The sequence below is a fragment of the Candidatus Poriferisodalis sp. genome, from assembly GCF_965204195.1.
Taxonomy (GTDB): Bacteria; Actinomycetota; Acidimicrobiia; order Acidimicrobiales; family Poriferisodalaceae; genus Poriferisodalis.
On sequence record NZ_OZ241975.1, the window covers coordinates 2855082 to 2877454 of the forward strand.

A 22373-nucleotide genomic window follows, 5' to 3' on the forward strand; every position below is an offset into this window, starting at 1 on the left:
TTGGGGACACGTAGTGCCGCCGCACCAAGCGTAGGCACAGCGGCACGAGGGCGAACAAGGCGAATACAACCGCACGCACGCCGACGGCCACGACGGTGCTCTACAGCAGCGGTCACGACAAGCCCACCCAGCTCACGGCGAGTACGAGCGCGGCGGCGCCCGCGAGGTCGACGGTGCTGTTCACGAGCGGGATGCCGTAGGTGTCGGGATCGACACCGATGCGAGTGGCCACGACCGTGCCGTAGTAGGCGATGACACCTGCCAGCGCTGTCGCGATCATGCCGCCGATGAGCGAGATGGCCACGAGCCGCAGCAGTCCTGGCGTCGAGAGCGAGAACAGCGTGCCGAAGGCGCTGGCAAGCAGGCCGTTAAGCACGAAGACGGGCACGGTCAGGGCGAAGGCGAACAGCATGTCGAGGCGGGCGCCGCGCTGCGGGAGCGCTCGGGGCTCGATGACGCCGAGATGCAGCTTGGTCGACAGCCGGCTCGACAGGATGCAGCCGATGGCACCCGCCGCAGCGAGGCATGCGGGCACCAAGATGAGCACCGCCCGCTTGTCGACAAAGTCGTCGAGACGGTACTCGATCACGACACCGGCCACGATGAGCAGCAGCCCGCCCAAGCCCAGGACCGGAACCGATTCTCGCAGGATCTGCCAGAGCTGCTCGAGCCCCGAACGCCACGCCCAGAACATGGCCGCGGCAGCTCCGACGACGCTGGCGATCGCGAAGAGCGGCGTGAGGACGGTGATGCCCACGAGATAGCTGGCCAAGAACAGCGCTGGCAGTGTGACAACGTCGCCGACTGCCGAGATGAGCGGCGCGCTCACGTTGTCGAGGTCCCAGCCGCGCCGGGTGGAGCTGGCTGCGAGCCCGAGCGTGACAACGAGCACGACGACCGACGCGAGCTGGGCGCCGACGACCGAGACCACGATGAGGTCGGTGACCCCGATGATGTCAGACAGGCCGAATACCGGCGCCAACACGTTGGTCATGACGCCGAGACCCACAGCGGTCACCAGCGTCAGCACGGCAGCCGCAATGACGTTCTGACCCACGATCGTGTCGCTTCGAGCAGTGGCCCGGAACGTGCCCGCGTGAATGGTCGTTGCGAGGCGGCTGCCCAGCGCGCCGAAGATGTCGCCGCGCATGCCGATGGCGGCAGGCACCAGCACGAGCAAGCCCGGCAGGCGCTCGAGCGTGCCGGTGACCGCCGCGAGCAGCACACCCGCTGCCGTGGCGGTCAGGCTGCTGACGGCGAGGGCGGTGAGGCTCTGGCGGGCCCCTGTGGCGTCGGGGCCGAACAGCCCGCGCAGGAAGCCCAGCGGATGCAGCCGGCGTACGGGGCGGAGCACGCGGGTTCGTCCGAACGCCCCGGCCCGACCGGCGAGTCGGACACTCTCACGACCCAGCCGGACGCTCTCGCGGCGAATCCGGGTGCCCTCACGGCGAAACCGCTTCGCCTGTGCGATGTACGGGGGCCTCCCGGGCGCGCGACGAGTACGGCTGGAGGCGCGCTTCGACGAGCGCCGCGGCGCGGAATCGCCCTCGGCCATATGCAAAGGGTGGCAGCCCCGCTGCCCCGTGCGCGAGATGTGACTGCCGTGGCCAAGGACTCAAGCTCGCAGACCCACGAGGGGCGGCAAGCGATCAGGTGCCCGCTGCGAGCAAAGACTCGAAGAAGGCCGCGAGGTCGTCGGGGCCGACATTGCCGGCGAACCGCAGCACCACCTCGTTGTCCGCATCGACGGCGACGAGGTACGGCACCGACACCAAGCCGAAGGCGTCGACGACCGACCTCGCCGGCGTGTCGACCACGACGGGGTGCTGCCAGCCTTCGTCGCGCAGCCACTTGTCCGGCGGGTGGTTGCCGCGTGTGGCGTCTTCGAGAACCGACACCGCGTAGAAGTCCACGCCGACGGGCAGCTCGTTCGTCTCCAGCCACCCGGTGAGCGCCTCGACTTCGGCCTGGCAATGCGGGCACCAGTGGGCGTAGAAGGCCACCACCATCGGACGCCCCTGGTTCTCGATACGAACCTCGGCACCGGTGAGCAGATCAGCACCGACAACCAGAGGCGCCTGACGGCCGACAGCGGGGTCGTCTTCGAGTTGCTCGAACTGCGGCAAGGCCGTGCCGGAAACCTGCGTCCGGTCGGGTGCAGCACCGCTCGGTGTTGTCGTTGCAGAAGCGGCGTCAGTCGCGGCGGGTTCTGACACATCGTCTCCGCCACATGCGGCAGCCAGCAGCACTGCACACAGGACAATCGCCGCTCGCCGCACAGCGACCAAGGCTAGGCACGACGCCGACCTCACCCGACGCGAACCGCCAGCCATGCCCGGGGCGTGCCGGGCGGCCGATGGCAGACTTGGCGCGTGGAGACCCGCCAACTCGAATCAACACCCGGCTTCGTCATCTTCGACCTGCCCGGTGCCCAGCACTACGTCGGGGAGGCCCGCCTCGGTAGCCGTTTGATCCCCGGCAACGCGACGATGCTGGTCCGGCATCTGACCTACGTCTTCGCCACGCTGGAGCAGCAGCGCAGCGGCGCCAGCATCGGCCTCAAGTCCGATCCTTCCGAGGCCGCCGGAGCCGTGGAGGCGCTGGCGACCGAGCTGGGCGACGACTTCTCCACCGGCCGGCTGTCGACCAGCCCGGGCCTGCGGCTTGATGCCGAGCTGCTCGCACCTGTGCTGGCGCACGATCAGCGCAACCTCATCGGCAACGACGATCGCGACGGCATCTCGTTCAACCACGAACTCATCGGTGTCGGCGCTGCTGCGGCGGCAGCCGGCCTGCTGGGCGGACTCGACGGCAAGCGCATCGCCATCGAGGGATTCGGCCCGGCGGGTTTGGGCATCGCACGCGAGGCTGCTGCGGCGGGGGCGGCGATTGCGCGTATAGCCACCGCGAAAGGTTGCGCGAATGGCCAGCTCGATCCGGTGGCACTTGCGGAGGCCTGGCTGGCAGACGGCGAGATGTGTGTGGCAACGCTTTCGGGAGGCAACGAGCCAGCCAAACCGTGGACGGTCTGGAAAGACGACGTCGACGTGCTGTTCTGCGGCTCGAAGCCCGGTGCGATGTCGGGCGATGGCGCGTCGATGGCCGGTTCTACGCCGGTGGTCGCCTTCTCGTCCGCCGCGGTGTCATCCAAGGCCTTGGCAGTGCTGCGCGCAGCGGGCACGCCGGTTGCGGCCGACTTTGTGGCTGCCGCGGGTCCGGCATTGGGCTGGTGGGCCGATCCTGTGCTCACACACGACGACCTGCGTTCGGCGACGGCCGACACGGTGAACGCCGTCATGTCCGAAACCGCCGACCACGACGACGGGCCGTTCATGGCCGCCTGCTACCGAGCCGAGTCGTTTCTGCAGACCTGGCAGGACGAACTGCCCTTCGGCCGCCCGCTGGGCTGACGCAGCACGCAGACCGCGCTCAACGGAAGTCGCGGCTCCCCACCGAAGCAGGCACATCGAGAGCTTCGAGCCGCTCGGCGATCACGTTCGCCACGTTCTCATGGCGCTCGAGGCGGCCTGACACCACCAGCGCGGGCATGTCGCGCGCAACCGAGCGGTACCGCTGCCAGCATCCCCGCGACACCACCACATTCACCAAGCCCGTCTCGTCCTCAAGATTCAGGAACGTCGTGCCGCCGGCCGTCATGGGTCGCTGGCGGTGCGTCACCAAGCCGGCGACGCGGATCTTGCCCGGTGGGCACGTGAGCAGTTCCACGGCAGTGCGAACCCCCGCAGCGGCTAGCTCAGTGCGCAGGAACCTCGTCGGATGCCCGTTGGGGGCTACTCCGGTGGCCCACAGGTCCGCGGCAGCGGTCTCGGTTGCTGACATGCGCCGCAGCGGCGGTGACTCAGCCCCGGTCACGACCCCCGCGAGCCGGTCCGAGCCTCCCTGGTGCACAGCCCCGGCCGCCCACAGTGCTTCGCGCCGCGACAGCCCGAAGCAGTCGAACGCCCCCGCGGCGGCCAGCGCCTCCAGCGCCTGCAGGCTCAGTTCGGCTCGGCGCTGAAGGTCTTCCATGCTGCTATAGGAGCCACCGACGGCGATCCGCTCGGCAAGCTCATCGCCCACCTCCCGCACTGATGACAGCCCCAGCCGCACAGCCATCCCGCCAGTGGAGGCATCGCACGGCTCCAGCGTGGCTGTCTCGGAGGACAGGTTGACGCAGGGCGAATGCACCACCACCCCGTGACGGCGAGCGTCCTGGCACAGCGAGTGCGGCGAGTAGAACCCCATCGGCTGCGCGTTCAGCAGCGCTGCGCAGAACGCTGCCGGGTAGTGCAGCTTGATCCACGACGAGGCATACACCAGGTGAGCGAACGACACCGAGTGGCTCTCGGGGAAGCCGTAGTCGGCGAAGGCGACCATCTTCTCCCAGACCCGCTCGGCCACATCGCCGACCAGCCCCCGGGAGGCCATGCCGCTGAACAGGCGCTCGCGCAAGCGGCCCATCCGCTCGCGGGACCGCTTGGAGCCCATGGCTTGGCGCAGCTCGTCGGCCTCGGCGGGTGTGAACCCGGCGACGTCGATGGCTATCTGCATGAGCTGCTCTTGGAACAGCGGGATGCCCAGCGTCTTTTTGAGCGAGTTCTCGAGCAGGGGGTGCAGGTAGGTGACCGGCTCTTCGCCGTTGCGCCGCCGGATGTAGGGGTGCACCGAGCCGCCTTGGATGGGCCCGGGGCGGATGAGCGCCACCTCCACCACTAGGTCGTAGAAGCAGCGGGGGCGCAGCCGCGGCAGGGTGGCCATCTGGGCGTGTGACTCCACCTGGAACACGCCGATACTGTCGGCCCGGCAGAGCATGTCGTAGACCTCGTCTTCCTGGGGCAGCATGCCGATGTCAACGTTCGTGTGATGCGCGTCAGCGATCAGGTCGACGGCGTGGTGCAGGGCCGACAGCATTCCCAGCCCGAGCAGATCGAACTTCACCAGCCCGACGGCTGCGCAGTCGTCCTTGTCCCACTGCAGCACCGAGCGGTCTGCCTTGGTGGCCCATTCGGTGGGGCAGACATGGGTCACCGGCCGGTCGCAGATGACCATGCCGCCCGAGTGGATGCCGAGGTGGCGCGGCGCCCCTTCGAGCGCAGCGGCCAGCTCTGCCACGTCGGCGGGAATGCCGGCCTCATCGTGCTGTGGCTGGCTGGGGCCGGACAGGTTGGGGCCGTTGCCTGTCGGCTCAGGCCCGGCGTCGCGCCAGTCGCGTGCACGGGGCCGACCTGCCCGATGGGGCTGGGCCACCGACCCGTTCGAGGCACCGTTCGAAGAGGGCAGCGGGCTGTACCTGTCCAGTGACTTCGACCAGGCATCGGCTTGGCCGGGCTCCCAGCCCAGGGCCCGGGCCATGTCACGCACCGACGAGCGCGCCCGGTAGGTGATGACGTTCGCCACCTGCGCCGTGTGAGCACGGCCGTAGCGCTCGTACACGTACTGGATGGCTTCCTCACGGCGACCGCTCTCGATGTCGATGTCGATGTCGGGCGGCCCGTCGCGCTCGGGCGACAGGAAGCGCTCGAACAGCAGCCCCAGATCGACCGAGTCGACATTGGTGATACCGAGCGCGTAGCAGACCGCCGAGTTCGAGGCCGAGCCGCGACCCTGGCAGTAGATGTCGCGGCTGCGGCAGAACGACACGATGTCGTACACCACCAGGAAGTAGCCGGCGAAGCCGAGCTGTTCGATGAGGTCGAGCTCGTGATTGAGCTGCGCCCACGCCCCCGGCACCCGCTCGCTCTCAGGGGTGCCGTACCGCCACTGTGCCCGCTGAGCCACGAGGTGCCGCAGGTATGACATCTCGTCGTGACCGTCGGGACAGGGGTACGGCGGCAGGTTGGGCGCAACCAGCGACAGATCGAATGCGCAGTCGCGACCGAGCTGCGCAGCAGTACTCACCACACCCGGCCAGCGGGCAAACCGACGGGCCTGCTCGGCACCGGATCGCACGTGCGCTGTCGCTGCTGGCGGCAGCCAGCCATCCAGCTCGTCGAGGCTGCGCCGGGCTCGCACCGCGGCCAGAGCGACAGCCAGCCGCCGCCCGGCGGGGGTGGCGTAGTGGACGCCGTTGGTACAGATCGGCTCGACGCCGGCTCGCACAGCCAATTCAGCCAGCGCGTCGTTGCGGTCGCTATCGAGCGGGTGGCCGTGGTCCCACAGCTCGACGAAGACATTGTGACGGCCGGCTGCGGTGATGAGACGGTCGAGCTGGGCGGCTGCAGCGCGTGGCCCGCCACTCCTTCCTTCGGCCATGAGCGCTGCGGGAACAGCGCCTTTGCGGTGCCCGGTGAGGATCGCCCACTCGTCGCGGTGTGCCGCTGCAGCTGCGAGGAATTCGCCGGTGCTCAAGCGCGGAGCGTGCTTGCGGCCCGCCATCTGCGCTGCCGAGATCAACTCGCCCAGCGCGGCGTACCCCGCCGGCGAGCGGGCCAGCACCACCACATGAGAGCCCACGGGGTCGGCACATCCGGTGCGCTCAGGACGTACCCGCGGCACTCGCCCGCGCTTGGGGAGTACCGAGCTGCCGGCACCATAAACGTCGAGCGTCAGTTCGTCGACGCCGTACGCGTCGAGCGTCAACCCGTCGACGCCATACGCGTCGAGCGTCAACTCAGTGCCGAACACCGTCGGCAGCCCGGCTTCGGCGGCAGCCTCCGCAAAGCGGACCACCCCGTAGAACCCGTTGTGATCGGTCAGCGCCAGCGCTTCGAGCCCCAGCCGCACTGCTTCGTCCACCAGCTCGCCAGGACTCGACGCCCCGTCCAGGAAGCTGAAGTTGGAATGGGCGTGCAGCTCTGCGTACGGCACCGCGGGCTCCGTCGGCCGCAGTCGGGCGACAGGCTCGACCCGCTCGCCGTCGGCAGCGAGGTTCTTGCCATAGCTCTGTTTGATGCGCCGGCCCTCACCGGGCCGGCCGGAGAGCGGCGGCCGGTCGGACAGCCGCCGCTCCAGTTCGGTCCAGGAAATTCCCGGATTCGTGAAACCCACGGCATGACAATAACGAACGACAGTTCTGAGAACAACAGTTTTTGAGAACGCAAGTTCTCTCCAACAGTTTCGCCTCTGGCCTCAGCCCCTGAGCCCGAATTCTCACCCCGGCCGGCAACCGAACTACGTTGCGGCCATGGCTGAGAACTCAACCACTGGCGCCCCTTCCGGAACTGCCGCCGGGCAGCTGCCTGACGGCGTGGCCACGGCCGAGCTGTTCGCTTCAGGCGAAGCGTCGGCGGTGGAACTGCTGGCCGAGGCCACTTCTCGGGCAGACCGGGTGAACCCGGAGATCAACGCCATCATCGGACGGCTCGACGACAGCGCCCGCCGTGCCGCCGAACAGCTCGACGCCGCACGCAGCGCCGGCGAGACAGGCAGTTCGCTGGCAGGCGTCCCGTTCCTCACCAAGGACCTGACCTGCACGACGCAAGGACAGCCGTACCACGCTGGCAACGCTGCGCTCAAAGAGGCGGGGTATGCCGCGTCGAGCACCGCTCACCTGGCCACGATGTTCGCTGAGCTGGGACTGGTGAACTTCGGCCGCACGAACACCCCGGAATTCGGCCTCACCATCACCACCGAGCCGCTGGCCTACGGGCCTACCGCCAATCCCTGGAACACCGACCACTCGACCGGCGGATCCAGCGGGGGGTCCGCCGCAGCAGTGGCCGCAGGCATCGTGCCCATCGCCCACGCCAATGACGGGGGCGGCTCGATCCGCGTACCCGCCGCCAACTGCGGGCTGTTCGGGCTGAAGCCGAATCGGGGGCGCGTGTCGCTGGGTCCCGACTCGGGTGACGGCTGGGCAGGGTTCAGCGTTGACGGTGTCGTCAGCCGCAGCGTGCGCGACAGTGCGCGGGTGCTCGACGGCATCAGCCGGCCGTGGCCCGGCGACCCCTACTGGGCGCCGCCGCCGTCGGGCACGTTCGAGTCGGCGACGGCGCGCGAGCCGCAGACGCTCCGGGTCGGACTGTGCCCGCATTCCGATTGGGGACCGGTGGACGCCGAATGCAGCCAGGCCGTCGAGAACGCTGGGAAGCTGTTGGAGAGCCTCGGACACCACGTCAGCTACTCGGCACCGAGCGAGATGTTCCACGCGGAGTTCTTCGAGCACTTTCGCACAATCGTGTCCGTGCAGAACGTCGTCATGCTTGCTGGTTTCGAGGAGGCCTTGGGTCGGCACATGAGCCGTGCCGATATGGAAGGCGACACGTGGGCGCTCATGAACATCGGGCGAGACGTCAGCGGAGTGCAGTACGTGTCGGCGCTTGAGTGGTGCCATGCCTGGACACGGCGGCTCGCCGCATGGTGGGCTGACCACGACGTGCTGGTGTCACCGATCATGGCCGAGCCGCCGCCTCGCCTCGGCGAACTGCGCAATCCCGAAACCGGCCGCGGCCGGCTGAACGACCTGCTGCAGTTCACCCCGCAGTTCAATGTGACCGGCCAGCCGGCGATGTCGGTGCCCCTGCATTGGGCTGCCGGCGATCTGCCCGTAGGCGTGCAGTTCGTGGGCGCGCATGCCAGCGAGGAGATGCTGCTCTCGCTGGCCGGCCAGCTTGAGCGGGCGGCCCCGTGGGCGGGCCGCATGCCGAGCCTGTGGGCCAGCAGCGGATGACCTCCGGCTGCTGAGAAGTCGAGGGGCTGAGAAGCGGGGACATGTCTGCTGACCACCGCTTCACCGACGCCACGGCGCTGGCGCAGGCATTCGCCGCAGGCGAGGCCGACCCCACCGAGGCGATGCAGGCAGCACTCGAACGGATGGAGCGGCTGAATCCGGCGTTGAATGCGGTTATCCATCCCCGCCCGGAGCTGGCGTTGGCCGAGGCTGAAGCATCGGCGCAGCGTTGGTCGCGGCGACGGGCCGGCGGCGCGCTCGAAGACACGTGGGACGTTGGCGTGCCGTTCGACGGCGTGCCCATGGCGATCAAGGACCTCGGCTGCGAGCAGGCCGGCGAGTTTCACCACGCCGGTGCCCGTTTCCTGGCCGAGCTGGGCTGGCGAGGTTCGCTCGACAGCCACCTCTACCGCCTGCTGAGCGGTGCCGGGTTGATCTCAGTGGGGCGCACGAACACACCCGAGTTCGGCACCACCATCACCACCGAGCCAGATGCCTACGGCCCGACCGCCAACCCGTGGTCGCTCGACCGCTCGCCCGGCGGTTCCAGCGGCGGTTCGGCAGCCGCCGTTGCGGCAGGCATCGTGCCGATCGCGCACGGCAACGACGGGGGCGGCTCGATCCGTGTTCCCGCCGCTGCCTGCGGCCTGGTGGGGCTGAAGCCGACCCGGGGCCGGGTCTCGACTGCGCCGCGCCTCGGCGAGCACCGCGGCGGGTTTGCGGTGGACGGGATGCTCACCCGCACCGTGCGCGACGCCGCGCGGTGCCACGACATCATCAGCCGCCCAGCGCCGGGCGACCCCTACGTCGCTCCCCCGCTGCGACCGGGCGAGTCGTTTGCCGACGCGCTGGCAGCCCCGCTTCGGTCGCTGCCGCCGCTGCGCATCGCGGTGTCGACGGGCAACCGCGGCCGTGCGAGCGCACCGGTGCGTAGGGCTGTCGAGCAGGCTGCCAACCTGCTCGCCCGGCTCGGCCACCGCATCGAGCCCGACACAGCACCCGACGGCTGGTTCAGCGGCGAACTTGCCGATCACACGATTGTGGTGCGCACGGTCGGCATGGCAACCGAGCTTGCCGGGTGGGCAGAACGGCTGGGACGCCCCATGACGGCCGACGACGTCGAGCCTGCCAACTGGTGGTCGGCGGAGCTGGGCAGGTCGCTGCCGGCCGCTGCCTACGTCGGGGCGCTCGAAGAGCTCGCCCGCTGGCGCAGGCGCGTCATGGCGTTCTGGAACCCGGCTCGCGCTGTAGGGGCAGCCGCTTCGGTGACCGCCGCTCCCCCAGCAGCACCCACCGCCGCGGCGCAAGCTGCAGCGCCGACTGCCGGATCGAGGCGCGGTTTCGACCTGCTGATGACCCCCGTGCTCGCCGGCGTGACGCCCCCGCTCGGCTACTTGGCCGATCCGGCCGACGGTGCCCGGCGGATCGCCGAGCTGGCGGCCTTCGTCAACCAAGCCAACATCAGCGGGCAGCCGGCCATCTCGCTGCCGACTACGGTCGACCCCGACGGACTGCCGCTGGGTGTGCAGCTGCATGCGGCGCACGGAGGCGAGCTGCTCCTGCTCGCCGTTGCGCAGCAGATCTCCGACGCCGGAGGACTGATCCCGCTCGGCGACCTGCCTCGAGAAGCTGCGTCGACGGGCACAGCCGTGGCCCGAGCGGCCCGGGGGCAGAGCGACCAAGAACGGGAAGCAACCGGGTCATGAATCCGGCAGACCGGGCCCTCGAACGGGCAGTGGAGCTGCTCGGCGAGCTGGGTGTCGGCGTGCGCAGTGCCGTGGTCGTCACCGACATCGAGACCGCCCGGGCGCACCGGCGCATCATGATCGTGCGGGTCGCCGCATTCGCCATCGGCGCCGGCTTGGCGATTGCGTGGGGCATCGGCTGGTTGCTGATCGTGGCGGCAGTGGTCGCTCACCAGCTGCTGTTCAACGTGCATCGCCTGCTGGCGGCCACCGACGGCGGTCTCGTGCTGGCCGACATCAGCTTCCGCCGGGCGGTCGTCGTCGCCCGCTGGAGTTCAGGCAGTGATGCCACGCTGCTGCTGCGTACCGACAGCCCCCGGGTGGAGGTGTCCGTCGAGCCGCCCCTGGACCGCAGCGGTGTCGGCGAACCTTGGACCGGCTACGTCAGCGGCGCCGATCTCGACCGCTTCGAGACGACGATCCGGGCCGGCGGCGGCGAGCCGTTGCGCCGAACGGCAAGCGACTGATGTTCCGAGCGGGCAAGCGCGCCCGCTGCGGAGAGGCAGGACCCACTGCTCCCGCGATCCGGCAGGTCGCAATGTCGCAGAGTCTCTTGCCGCCTCCTCCGCCATGACGTCGGTGCCCTTCGGCTTGAGGCCCGGTGCCCACTCCGAGTTCCTGCGCTGTCGACAACTACGGTGACCCACCGTGAGACTGCTGCGTTACACGGGCTCGGGTTCCGACATCGTCCACATTGGCCTGGCGACTTCCGACGGCGTTGCACGACTCGACGGTCTCGATGCAGGCGGCGGGCCGATCGCCACCATCGGCCACGCGGTCGCCGCCGCCCTGGCTGATCCGGCGGCACTCGAGGGGGCACCTGTCTCGGTTGCGTGGGACGAGGTCGCGTTCGCCGTGCCGGTCGACCCAGGTGCGCGCATGCTGTGCGCAGGGGCCAACTACCACAAGAAATATCCGCTGGGCGGCAACGTGCAGGCCCCCGCGCAGCCCGTGTACTTCAACAAGCCTCCCGGTACGCTGGTGACCCACGGCGAGCACCTCGTGCGGCCCTCGGTGTCGATCCAGTTCGACTACGAGGTTGAGCTGGCCGTGGTGATCGGGCGGACCGGACGTCACATCGAGACGGCCGATGCCCTCGACTACGTCGGCGGCTACTCGATCCTCAACGACGGATCGGTGCGTGACTGGCAGCGCCACAGCGTTGCCGCGGGCAAGAACTTCTTCCGCTCCGGCTCGCTGGGCCCATGGATCACGACGGCGGACGAGATCGCCGACCCCGCTTCGCTGGAGGTGATCTGCCGGGTGAACGGCGAGGAACGCCAGCGTGCCGGCGCCAGCGAGATGATCTTCTCGGTCGCCGAGATCATCTCCTACCTGTCGAAGGTGATGCCGCTCGAGCCCGGCGACATCATCGCCACCGGTTCTCCCGAAGGCACCGGTGGCTCGCACGACCCGCCGCGCTGGCTTGAGCCGGGCGACGAGATCGAATTCGAAGTTCCCGGCATCGGCGTCCTCCGCAACCGGGTGATCGACGAGTAGCCGGTATTCGGCCGATTACGCCGCTCCGTGGGCGGCTGGGTCGTGCCGCCGAGACAGCCCAGTCTGAACGCAACCTGAGAATCCGGCGAGCGACACCCACGACCGATCCCCCATCGGTACCTTGGGCCGAAGGTCCCGGCCGTCGCTCGCGGCGGCCACTGGCGACCGCAGGCTGACAACGGCGCCGGCCCGAGGCCGGCCTCAGCAAGGACGCGCCCGGTGCGAGGTTCACAGCGGCAATCGCGCCCCATCACGGCACGCCGCAGCGCGGCGCGCCGTGGAGCCGCAGCGATCGCGTTCGCTCTCGTCATCAGCGTCGTGCCGCTCACCGGCACCGGTGCGCAGTCGCAACCATCCGATGAGGAGATGGCGCGCCTCTGCGCGCGGGTGGCACGCACCAGCGCCACACAATCCGGCGTGACCAACGCCGAACTGCGAGAGCGCCGACAGCAGCTGGAACAAGGGCAGGCGGCACTCCAAGCAGATCTCGAGGAGGAAGAACGCGTCCGCGAGGAAGCCCAAGCTGCCGTGCTCGCCAAGGTCGGCCAAGTCGATCTCGCCACCGCCGATGTCAACGAGGTGCTGGAAACCTCCGATCAGCTCAAGCTGCTCGTCAACCAACAACGAGCCGATCTCGACCAAGCCGAACTCGAACTCGCCGCGGCCGAAGCCTCCGTCGAAGCCGGAATCCAGCGTGTCCTGGCGCTCGATGCTCAGCACGCCGAACTGGGCGAACGAGTAGTGGAACTCGTCGTGCAGACCTACATCGGTCACGACGCCTTGGTGGAGGGTTCCTACGGCCTGGTGCGCACCGGGGACATCTACGACGCCGCCCGCATCCGAGTTCTGATTGGTGCCGCGCTGGGCGACCTCACCGTGACCGGCGACCAGCTGCGAGCCTTGGGGGTGGACGCTGAGTTCGCAGTGCGCGAATTCCAGCGGGCCGAAGAGCTGCGCGACATCCGCCGTGAGGAATCTGCACGGGCTCTTGAAGACCTCTTGGACGCCGTGGAGCAGGAAGCGATCGTGCTCGAAGAACTGGAGAACCGACTGGATCATCGGCTAAGTGAGCTGCAGTGGCTCGAAGAAGTCGATGCTGAAGCTGCCGCGGCTGTGGCCGAGACAACCAGCCAGATCGCCGGCGCCATCAGCCAGCAGCAACGAATCACGACCGAGCTCAGGCGCCGAAGCGATGAGGAACGATGCCGCAAATGGCAGGCAGAACAAGAAGCCAGACGGCGGCGGGAGGGCACTGCAGGACAGCCGACCAGCAACGACTTCGACCGCAGCGAACTCGATTGGGTCGGCGGATTCGTGGAGAACGGAATCCGAGTAGGCAGTATCCAGGTGCACGAGTCCATTGCCAACAACGTGAACGACCTGCTGGCACATGCCGCCCGTGACGGGATCGGGCTGTACGGCGGCGGCTACCGGAGTGCTGCTTCGCAGATCGCGCTCCGGCGGGCGCACTGCGGGACGAGCGAGTGGGCGATCTGGCAGAAACCCTCCTACCAGTGTCGGCCGCCCACGGCCCGGCCCGGGCGTTCCATGCACGAGCTCGGTCTCGCTATCGACTTCGTCCACAATGGTCGGTCAGTCAACAGCCGCAGCTCAGAGGCTTTCCAGTGGCTGAAGAGACACGCCGCAACGTATGGCCTGTTCAACCTGCCGAGCGAGCCCTGGCACTGGTCCACGAACGGCAACTGAGGGGCTGGCCCTGGCGCTGGGGCGTCAGAAAATCGCTGGCATCGGTGCGAGCGTCGGCATAGGTTGCAGCCTTGTCTCGCCGCCGGGCCTCTACGGCGTGCCGACCATCACAGACCGCGGCCAAGCGGTCTTCGCTCTGCCCCGAGCCGGACTGATCCGTGCAGTGGGCACCGCAAGCCCGCCTGGCCGTCGCGCATACACTCAAGGAGACGATTGTGGCAATCGACGAGATCGAACGGACCGCCTTGGTGAACCAACTCATCACCACGCTCGGCGAGGAACCCGCCGCCACGCTGATGAAGTGCGTCCTGCCCAACGGTGCCGACCACCTCGCCACCAAGGACGACCTCCGCGCGTGCGAGGAACGCATGCACGCGTATGTAGACAGAGCCATTGCGAGACAGACACGCACGATCATGCTGTCGATGTCCGGGATCATGGCGGCATTCATGACACCGCTGTACGCAGGGTTGCTCGGCTGACCAAGCTGACGCCGCTCGACATCGCGCCACGGCACACACCGCTCGCTGTTGCTCAGTCGTAGGTGGCTTCGCGCTGCCAGCGACCGCCCTCAACGGCGCAGAGATGGGCAGTGCCGTCGTCGAGCACCAGTTGGAACCGTGCCTGACGGCGCGACTGTGTGCTCCACCAGCGCTCCTCCAGCGGCCATGGCCCTGCCCACGCTGCGATGCGGCTGGTGCGCCCATCGGCCCGGCGCAGCATGGCCGGGGGCGCGCTGGCCTGTGCCCTGCCGCTCACGCCCACCGGATCGCCGTTCGCATCGAGCACCACGAGCGGCTCGGGTTCGGTCAGCACCTCCGCAGGGGCCGGCGCGCCCAGCCGTCCTGGCCACGGGGGTGTATCCGATGCACCGGCCCCACGAGGACCGGCTGTGCTTGATGCGCCGGCCCCACGAGGACCGGCTGGGTCCGATGCGCCGGTCCCACGAGGACCGGCGGTGCCGAACGGGAGACGCTGCTCGAGATCGGCAAAGCGGCGGCCGGAGCCCAAGCGGCCAACGGTGACTCCGTCGAAGCCGACCAAGGCCTGAGCTCGCTGCAGCGCTCGCTCGGCCCGCTCGTCCGCCTCGGACTGGCCGCCCCAGAAACCAAGCTGGCGCCCTTCATCGGGAAGCGTCTCGACCGCTCGCAGCCGGATGAACGAGATGCCGCCGGTAGGGCTGTTCTTGCCCTTGGCACTGCGCCAGCCGTCGAGCTGCCAGCGCACACGGTCGACCAGATCGGGCGGGCTGAAGCGGAATCCGTGGCGCCACCGCCCGCTGCTGGTCTCACCGTGCTCGGTTTCGGCGCTGATCTCCACGCACACCAGTGCCTGACCCTCCCGAGCCAACTGGGCGTCGAGCTGATCTGCCAGAGACTTCGCAGCAAAGGCCACCGTGTCGAGCCGATCCGCGGGCGGGTCGATCTCGGTTTCGACGCTGAGATCAGGATGAGCGACGGCAGGCTGGCTCAGGCGAGGATCGCGCCCGCTGGCCAGTGCGTGCATCCATTCCCCTTGCGTGCCGAACCTGCCCACGAGGTCTCCCACCGGCAGTGCCGCAAGGTCGCCCAGAGTGCGCAAGCCCAGCTGCCACAGCATGCTGATCAGATCATCCGTCGTCCCATCGGCTGCACACCCCGTCAGCAGGGAGCATTCCTCAGTCAGCGTCCCCAATGGCAGCCCGCCCAGGAACTCTGCACTGCTGCCGGGGGCCACCACCAGCACCGGCATTGACGGGGTTCGGGCCGACGCCGCCCTCCCAGCAAGGCCAGCGGCAAACAAGCCGTCGGCGATGCCGACGCTGACAGATGATGCTGGGTCGTACATGCTGGCTGTGCTCGATGCGCCGACGCCACGAGCGCCGGCTGTGCTCAATACGCCGACGCCACGAGCGCCGGCTGTGCCCAGCTCGCTGGCCAGCACTTCAGTGATGGTGCGATGCACCAACTCCGCCAGTGCCTCATCTCCGCCGTAGTAGCGCGACGGGCCTCGGGTGGCGACGACGCAGCAACCGGGTGCCAGCACTTCGACTCTCGGCGTCAGGTCTTCCAGCGCAGCGACCACGGGGGCGAAACAGCGAGCGTCGAGATCGGGGTCGTGCTCGGCCAGCTCCAAGACGGGACATTCAGTCTGAGCCTGGCGGCGGCGCATCCCTGGGCGTATCCCCGCAGCAGCAGCCGCAAGCGTGACGGCGGTGATGCGCCCGGCGGAGACCACCGCCGCTGGTGTGGCCGGGTCGAACCCTGCTGCGACGGCAGACCAGTTCCCGACCTCCGCTGCCAGCATCCGCGGCGGGTTACCGGCAGGTTCGTCCTGGCTGGCCAAGCCGGCCCGGCTGTCGTGGTTACCCCGCACGGCGCTGCAGAGGGACGACGGCATCGTCACCGCTTCCCGAGGCATTGGCCATCGAGATGCCGTCTTGGGCGGAGACGACTTGGGCAGGCCAGGAAACGGTGTCGATCGCACCGTGGACGGCGGTGATGTGCCCGTTGGCATCGGGCAGCCACAGGACGGCTCGTCGCGGCAGCGACGCCGCACCGCGGCCCGCAGCAACCACCTCGGCTCGGCGTTCCCGCAGCCGACCGTGCCCGTGCCCGAGACCGGTCCACGCAGCACGTTCCACCGTCATGGTCACGTCTGGACTGAATGCGCCGGCTGGGTTTGATGCGCCGACGCCACGAGCGCCGGCTGGGTTCGATGCGCCGGCCTCGATCACCACGGTTCCGCGCTCTCGCAGGCGAGTGCGCAGGCGTCGACTGTGAGCAGCCGCCAGCCGCACACCTGCCGCCAGCAAGATCACGTCGACATTGCCGATCAGGGCGTTCAGCACTTCGGCTGCGGCACCGCCGGGTTCGTCCACGAAGGCCCACCGGTCCAGCGACGCCCCCCGTTCCGCCACCGCCGAGACACCCATGCGCCCCAGCCCCACAGCGGTCACCCATCCGCCCGTACGCGAGATCTCCGCCGCAAAGGCCGTTGCCAGGGTCAGCGCTCCTGGGCCGTGGGCAGCCAGCACCGTTCCGGGGACAAGCCCCGGCTGGGTCAGCAGCGATGCCAACTCGTCAGCGACGGGCAGCAGCCGCTTGCTGTGCCCGATGTCCGCAGCATGCGCTATGTCCAATGCGCCGACCCCACGAGGGCCGGCTGGGTCCAATGCGCCGGCGGCACGACGCAGCTGCACTGCCATCGCGACAGACTAGACGAACAATCGTCTTTACAAACGACTGTTTACCGCCGTCGTCGGTGCCCGTGCTCGTCGCCTGCCGCCACAGCGACGCATGAGCGGAATCGAGCTGCGTCGAGCTATTTCGTGCCGACCAGCAGGGTCGCGCCGACTGGGCCCGCCATCTCGCTATGCAGCGTTCCCGCGGAAACCTCGCACCAGTCCCCCACTCCCATGACCCGGGTCTCGTCCTCCAGTCCCAGCCGGAACTCACCCCTGGTCACCATCGCCATGGCGGAGAACTCGTGGCTGTGAAGTTCGCCATCGGCGTGAGGCTCAAACTCGGCGTTGCGCGGTTCGCCATAGCCCTGCGCTGCCAGCTCGGAACGGAACTCGTCTTCGGTCATGAAGAAACAGTAGCTAGCGCCGTGCTGGTTGCTACCGCTAGCGAGCTAGCGCCGTGCTTGTCGCTACCGGTAACGAGTTACCGACTGTGCTTGTCGCTACCGCTAGCGAGCTAGCGGTAGTGGGCAAACAGCTCTTCGATGAGCTCGGCGATGCCGTCGGAGGTGTGGCCCCGGGAGAGGTCGATGGTGGCCACGTTGCCGTACACGTGAATGTGGTCGACGCCGCCCCGCTGGAACAGACGCCACGCCAGCAAGTCGGCCGGATCCTCGGCGCTGGCGGCATCTTCGGCACTGTTGTAGTAGCGGTGGCCTGCCCCGGTCAGCGGACGGTTGGTCTCGAACTGCACCGTGCCCACACGGACGGACGACGGTCGTTCTGCTACTCGAACGGGCTGACCCATGGCCGATGAGCCTAGAGGCTGAGCCGGCAGGCGAAGCCGTGGCCCGAGCGGCCCGTGAGCGAAGCGAACAAGAGCGGGAAACAATGCGCTCGACCGCGGATCGGTGTGTCCCGAACACGGTCTTGCAGACACATATGTCGCTAGCTTGGGGCTGCTCGTATCCCGGATATTCCGCCCTTCTTGCACGAAACAGGAGCCCGACATGGCCGCTGCCGACACCGCTGAGATCACCGAGGAGCAGTTTGCTGCTGAGGCGCTGGACTTCTTGGAGGCCAACGCCAAGCGCAAAGCTGAGCGGCGCGAGTTCGTCTGGGGCGAAGGGCCCGACAACGCGGCGCTCTTCGAGGAGATCGACCGCGAGCGCGAGCGCGCCGAGCTGGAGGCGTCGAAGGAGTGGCGTGCCGCCAAGTACGACGCCGGCTTCGGCTGGATCAGCGGTCCGGCCGAGCTGGGCGGCGGCGGCATGCCCCGCAAGTTCGAGCGAGTCTGGGGCCAGCTCGAGAGCCAGTTCGACACGCCCGACGGCGGTTTCTTCGGCATCGGCCTAGGCATGGTGGCGCCGACGATCCTGGCCCACGCCGAGCCTGAGGTGTCCGCCGAGGTGCTGCCCCAGATGTACCGGGCCGACATCGTGGGCTGCCAGCTGTTCTCCGAGCCAGGCGCTGGGTCAGACTTGGCCAGCCTGCAGATGCGGGCAGAGCGCGACGGCGAGGAGTGGATCCTCAACGGCCAGAAGGTCTGGACTTCGGGTGCGCACTATTCCGATATCGGCGAGGTGATCGCCCGGTCCGATTTCGACCTGCCCAAGCACCAGGGCCTGACCGGGTTCCTCGTGGACATGAAGGCCCCCGGGGTGGAGGTGCGACCGCTGCGGCAGATGACCGGCGGCGCCAACTTCAACGAGGTGTACTTCACCGACGTGCGCGTGCCCGACTCGCACCGCCTCGGCGAGGTCAACCAGGGCTGGGGCGTGGCGCTGACCACGCTCATGAACGAGCGGGCGGCCATCGGCGGCGGCTCGGGCGGCGGCACCGGCGGCGGCAGCTTCACCAAGCTGTCGGCCATGGCCGCCCACTACGGGATGGCCGACGACGCCTTGGCCCGCCAGAAGCTCGCCGAGATCTACACCCACGGCAAGGTGCTGGGCTGGTCGAACCAGCGCACGATGGACGCGCTGCGCGCCGGCAAGACCCCAGGCCCCGAGATGTCGCTGTCGAAGATGGGGCTGATCCGCCAGATGAACGCCACCTGCGAGTTCGTGGCTGACACCATCGGCCCCAAGCTGGTGGTGGACTCGGGCGAGTGGGGCACGTTCTCGTGGGCCGGTTATGTGCTGGGCTTCCCGGCGATGCGCATCGCCGGCGGCTCAGACGAGGTGATGCGCAACATCGTCGGCGAGCGGGTGCTGGGCCTGCCCAAGGAGCCCGGCATCGACACCACCAGCCCGTTCCGGGAGCTGAAGGTCGGCACCCAGCGCGCCGAGTGAGCTGACCGGCATGAAGATCGGCCTGGCGCCGACCAACAGCGACTACGGGCCCGCGACCGCCGACATGGCGGTCGAGGCGGAGCAGCGGGGCTACGACTCGCTGTGGGTGGGCGAGCACAGCAACATCCCAGCCAGCCGTGAGACGGTTCACCCTGACGGCGGGGAACTGCCGGAGTTCTACTGGCGCATGCGCGACCCGTTCGTGTCGCTGGCCGCGGCTGCGGCTGCGACCTCGAAGATCAAGCTGGCGATGGGCGTCTGCCTGGTGCTCGAGCACGAGATCCTGGACTTGGCCAAGAGCGTGGCGACGCTGGACGAGGTCTCCGATGGCCGGCTGCTGTTCGGTGTCGGCGTGGGATGGAACCGCGAAGAGCTGGCGAACGTCTCCGACGTGCCGTGGCCGCTGCGATACAACGCCATGCGCGAGACGGTCGCTGCGCTGCGGCTGCTGTGGGCTGAGCACGAAGCCGCCTACTCGGGCGAGTTCGTGAACTTCGCGCCGGCATGGGTGTACCCGAAGCCGGCCCAGCAGCCCGGGCCGCCGGTGCTGGTGGGCTGCCGAGGGCGCATCGGCATGCGCCACGTCGCCGAGTACGCAGACGGCTGGTGCCCGCTTGATGTCGGCTTCAGGGATATACGAGTGGGAATCGAACGGTTCCGCACTGCGGTGGAGGAAGCGGGCCGTGACCCCGATGCCATTCCGATCTCGATGTACTGCTATGCGAACCCTGACGCCGAGAAGCTGGAGCTGTACGGCAGCCTCGGCGCCGAACGGGTAGTCCTCGGTGCCCCTGACGGCGCCGATCGCTTGGCCCGCTTCCTCGACCGCTACCAACCGCTCGTGGACGCGTTCGCGGACTGACACCGCGCCAGCGATCGGGGCGGTCGCTCGCACCTGCCAGCAGGACGTCAGAGGCGAGTGGGGAGTTCGGCGAGGGGGACGACTTCGGCTTGTGGTGTCTCGATGTCGCCCTCAGGCAGCATGAAGCGCCAGAAGGCGATGCCGAAGGGGCGATCCTCGGTGTCGAGCCAGTTCGGAACGCCGGGATCGGTGTGGGCGATGACGGCGGTGAAGCGGCCGTCGGCGTCGGCGACCATCTGGGCACGGTTGAGCGAGATGGAGCGGTTCGCATAGTCGAGTGATTGCAGGTGCCTGTTCCACAGGCTGATGTTGGCGTAGCGGCATCGGGGCCAGCGACCGCGGATCACGAGCGCCTCGTCGGGTCCGATCACGAACGGCGCGAGGCCGTAGGCAGCATCAGTGGCAGACAGTCCGAGGTCGCCGGGATAGCCGGGCGGCGGGAACTCGTTGGGCACCAGCGACACCCACGAGCGGGGCTCGCCCTGGGCCATCGGCACGCGATCCACGGTCAGCTCGCGGATGAGGGCGGTGATGCGGCGGATGCCGGCGCTGACCGAGTCGTCGGAGGGCGGGGGCGGGGGCGTGCCGTCGATGACCTCGATGTCCATTTCCGGGATCCGAGCGGGATTGATCGCCGCGTGCGTGGTGTCCTCGAAGTAGTGGCGGCTGATGATCGCCCCCTCTTCGGGCGGCAGCTCCAGCCAGTTGCCCTGGCGGGGCTCGCCGCCGACGAAGATCTCGAAGCGGCCGTCGGCGTCGATGTCCAAGGTCGAGTCGTTGAGCACGCTGAGCACCTGGTTGTCCATCGACCCCCACCCCGTGCTTGACTCGACGGTGATCGACAGGTACGTGGCGCCCTTGGTCTCGCCGGTCACACGGTACGCATAGTCGGCCGACACCGGAGCTTCGAAGTAGACGGTGTCGGGGTTGTCGCCGAGCAGCTTGCGACTCGGCGTCACCAGGCGCTGGAAGCGAGGAGCTGACGGATCGCGCTCGAAGAGCCCCACCAGGCCCCACTGCAGGTAGTGCATGAGGGCGCGGTGCGCCTCGACGGCGTCGTCGGCGGTGTGCAGGTTCCACTCGGGCGACACCCAGCGCTCGTCGGCGTCACGCAGCGTCTCGAGCAGTTCGGCGAGAGCCCGGCGGGACTCGGTTTCGGGAAGCGGGTCCATGACCGTGGTCGGCTCAGCCCTCGGGGGGCAGGTCGAATCGCTCGATGTACTGGGCTGTGGCGTCGCGAATGCCCTCCGCGGTGAGTCCCCAGTCTTCGGGCTGGTAGCGATGCACGCCGTACTTGCCCTTGGGCTTGTGATCCAGGTAGTCCCGCACAGCGGCGGCGTAGGCATCGGTCATCGACAGCCCCATCTGTTCGAGAGCCGGGCCTAGCGCCCCGATGGGGTCGCTCACCAACTGCGTGTAGCGCACATCCACGAAGCGCTCATCTGGCACCACGCCGGAGGCGCGCAGGTTCACCGAGTCGTTGAGGGCGAATGCGAAGGCATCGTGCACGAACTGGGCGTTCCCGACGGCGTCCACATCGGTGAAGCGCATCCAATGGACCATGGCAGTGATGCTGGCGGTGGAGGCCATGGTGCGGGCCGGATCACGGTGAGTCTGGATCACCCAGGCGTCGTTGAACTCGGCGAACAGATCCGGCAGCACGAAGAGATGGCCGGGCGTCTTGAGCACCCACTGCGTGGGGCCCGCTTTGTGCTGGAGCACCTGCAGGATCTGCCGCTCGTAGCTGTAGTTGACCGCCAGATCAGGGATCCACCCCGTCAGCGGGGCGATCATGCTCCAGTGGAACCCGGCGAAGCTGCCGGTGGTGAGGGTGATGCACTCGACAGGCAGGTCGGCCCGGAACTCGTGCATGGTGAGGAACTCGGGCTGGATGTCGGCCCAGAACTCCTGCTCACACTGTCCCGCCTCCAGCCGATCCGCAAGGCCGGTTTCGGGCAGCGGCACGGGGTGCAATGCCTCGGCGCCGATCGGGGCTCGCAGGTCAGGATGCAACCCCAGCAGTTCGAACAGGATCGAGGTGCCCGAGCGGGCGGGGCCGGCAATCATCACCGGGGCACGCACAGGCTCGGCGGTGATCTGCGGGGTCTCGTCGATGGCAGCGGTGAGCAGCATCCGGGTGCGCAGCGAGCGCAGCAGCTCCTGCTTGGTCATCAGCCGGCCGAGCACGTGCATGGGCGAGCCGTCCAGGTCGGCGACCAGCGCCTCGAAGCGCTGCTGCCAGTCGGGATCGCCCAGGTCGCCAGCAGGCATGCCGCCGAGCGAGGCCGTGGCCAGCTTCAGCAGCTCACCGGCGTCAATGGGCACCAAGTCCTGGGGCCGCCCGCCGATCGAGTCGCCCATGAGGATGATGCGCCGCACCCAGTCAGGACGGGTGTACCGCTCGGGCATGGACGGAAGTGCATAGGTGTCATGAGCCATACCGCCGGTCAACGTACCAGCACCCCGCCGCTGCCAACCCATTTCCCGGCGGGCA

Annotated in this window: 18 protein-coding genes; 9 read left to right on the forward strand and 9 right to left on the reverse strand. The window is 68.6% G+C overall.

Features of this window, described 5'->3' with window-relative positions; translation table 11 throughout:
- Nucleotides 1-112: 112 nt before the first annotated feature.
- Together ACOGI8_RS12840 and ACOGI8_RS12845 are read right to left on the reverse strand one after the other, a co-directional pair.
- Nucleotides 113-1354 carry a magnesium transporter gene (locus ACOGI8_RS12840; RefSeq protein ID WP_419854191.1) on the reverse strand — a complete coding sequence of 414 codons (1242 nt, stop codon included), beginning with the start codon at nucleotides 1352-1354 and terminating at the stop codon, nucleotides 113-115.
- A 295-nt stretch (nucleotides 1355-1649) separates the two neighbouring features.
- The gene (locus ACOGI8_RS12845) at nucleotides 1650-2216 is read right to left on the reverse strand and encodes a TlpA family protein disulfide reductase (protein WP_419854192.1); all 567 of its coding nucleotides are present in this window, start codon (nucleotides 2214-2216) and stop codon (nucleotides 1650-1652) included.
- A 156-nt stretch (nucleotides 2217-2372) separates the two neighbouring features.
- On the opposite strand from ACOGI8_RS12845, the gene ACOGI8_RS12850 reads away from it, so the two are divergent.
- A complete protein-coding gene (locus ACOGI8_RS12850; RefSeq protein ID WP_419854193.1) occupies nucleotides 2373-3410 on the forward strand; it encodes a hypothetical protein in 1038 nt (345 codons plus the stop codon).
- Nucleotides 3411-3429: 19 nt separating this feature from the next.
- On the opposite strand, the gene ACOGI8_RS12855 is transcribed toward ACOGI8_RS12850, so the two are convergent.
- On the reverse strand, nucleotides 3430-6987 hold the full coding sequence (locus tag ACOGI8_RS12855; protein ID WP_419854194.1) for an error-prone DNA polymerase: 3558 nt from the start codon (nucleotides 6985-6987) through the stop codon (nucleotides 3430-3432).
- Between the two features lie 136 nt (nucleotides 6988-7123).
- Here ACOGI8_RS12855 and ACOGI8_RS12860 point away from each other — a divergent pair, with 136 nt between their 5' ends.
- From ACOGI8_RS12860 to ACOGI8_RS12885, 6 genes are all read left to right on the forward strand, one after another.
- Complete coding sequence (locus ACOGI8_RS12860; protein WP_419854195.1) at nucleotides 7124-8608, forward strand: amidase; 1485 nt, start codon at nucleotides 7124-7126, stop codon at nucleotides 8606-8608.
- 41 nt (nucleotides 8609-8649) lie between these two features.
- A complete protein-coding gene (locus ACOGI8_RS12865) occupies nucleotides 8650-10314 on the forward strand; it encodes an amidase (protein WP_419854196.1) in 1665 nt (554 codons plus the stop codon).
- On the forward strand, nucleotides 10311-10820 hold the full coding sequence (locus ACOGI8_RS12870; protein WP_419854197.1) for a hypothetical protein: 510 nt from the start codon (nucleotides 10311-10313) through the stop codon (nucleotides 10818-10820). Before ACOGI8_RS12865 ends, ACOGI8_RS12870 begins: the two co-directional genes overlap by 4 nt.
- Nucleotides 10821-11001: 181 nt before the next feature.
- Complete coding sequence (locus ACOGI8_RS12875; RefSeq protein WP_419854198.1) at nucleotides 11002-11853, forward strand: fumarylacetoacetate hydrolase family protein; 852 nt, start codon at nucleotides 11002-11004, stop codon at nucleotides 11851-11853.
- Nucleotides 11854-12072: 219 nt separating this feature from the next.
- The gene (locus ACOGI8_RS12880) at nucleotides 12073-13560 is read left to right on the forward strand and encodes a D-alanyl-D-alanine carboxypeptidase family protein (RefSeq protein ID WP_419854199.1); all 1488 of its coding nucleotides are present in this window, start codon (nucleotides 12073-12075) and stop codon (nucleotides 13558-13560) included.
- A 215-nt stretch (nucleotides 13561-13775) separates the two neighbouring features.
- A complete protein-coding gene (locus ACOGI8_RS12885) occupies nucleotides 13776-14042 on the forward strand; it encodes a hypothetical protein (protein WP_419854200.1) in 267 nt (88 codons plus the stop codon).
- 52 nt (nucleotides 14043-14094) lie between these two features.
- Here ACOGI8_RS12885 and ACOGI8_RS12890 read toward each other — a convergent pair whose 3' ends face one another.
- The 4 genes from ACOGI8_RS12890 to ACOGI8_RS12905 form a co-directional block, all read right to left on the reverse strand.
- On the reverse strand, nucleotides 14095-15939 hold the full coding sequence (locus ACOGI8_RS12890; RefSeq protein ID WP_419854201.1) for a DNA polymerase Y family protein: 1845 nt from the start codon (nucleotides 15937-15939) through the stop codon (nucleotides 14095-14097).
- Nucleotides 15905-16747 carry a hypothetical protein gene (locus tag ACOGI8_RS12895; RefSeq protein WP_419854202.1) on the reverse strand — a complete coding sequence of 281 codons (843 nt, stop codon included), beginning with the start codon at nucleotides 16745-16747 and terminating at the stop codon, nucleotides 15905-15907. Before ACOGI8_RS12895 ends, ACOGI8_RS12890 begins: the two co-directional genes overlap by 35 nt.
- A gap of 116 nt (nucleotides 16748-16863) precedes the next feature.
- Nucleotides 16864-17130: a cupin domain-containing protein gene (locus ACOGI8_RS12900; protein ID WP_419854203.1), complete on the reverse strand. Its 267-nt coding sequence runs from the start codon at nucleotides 17128-17130 to the stop codon at nucleotides 16864-16866.
- Between the two features lie 110 nt (nucleotides 17131-17240).
- Complete coding sequence (locus ACOGI8_RS12905; protein WP_323670980.1) at nucleotides 17241-17531, reverse strand: hypothetical protein; 291 nt, start codon at nucleotides 17529-17531, stop codon at nucleotides 17241-17243.
- A gap of 202 nt (nucleotides 17532-17733) precedes the next feature.
- On the opposite strand from ACOGI8_RS12905, the gene ACOGI8_RS12910 reads away from it, so the two are divergent.
- Entirely contained in the window at nucleotides 17734-19017 is a 1284-nt protein-coding gene (locus tag ACOGI8_RS12910; RefSeq protein WP_323670979.1) for an acyl-CoA dehydrogenase family protein, read from the forward strand.
- Between the two features lie 10 nt (nucleotides 19018-19027).
- Complete coding sequence (locus ACOGI8_RS12915; protein WP_419854204.1) at nucleotides 19028-19879, forward strand: TIGR03619 family F420-dependent LLM class oxidoreductase; 852 nt, start codon at nucleotides 19028-19030, stop codon at nucleotides 19877-19879.
- 47 nt (nucleotides 19880-19926) lie between these two features.
- Here ACOGI8_RS12915 and ACOGI8_RS12920 read toward each other — a convergent pair whose 3' ends face one another.
- Both ACOGI8_RS12920 and ACOGI8_RS12925 read right to left on the reverse strand, forming a co-directional pair.
- Nucleotides 19927-21051 carry a DUF1214 domain-containing protein gene (locus ACOGI8_RS12920; RefSeq protein WP_419854205.1) on the reverse strand — a complete coding sequence of 375 codons (1125 nt, stop codon included), beginning with the start codon at nucleotides 21049-21051 and terminating at the stop codon, nucleotides 19927-19929.
- A gap of 13 nt (nucleotides 21052-21064) precedes the next feature.
- Complete coding sequence (locus ACOGI8_RS12925; protein WP_419854206.1) at nucleotides 21065-22318, reverse strand: sulfotransferase family protein; 1254 nt, start codon at nucleotides 22316-22318, stop codon at nucleotides 21065-21067.
- Nucleotides 22319-22373 lie beyond the last annotated feature (55 nt).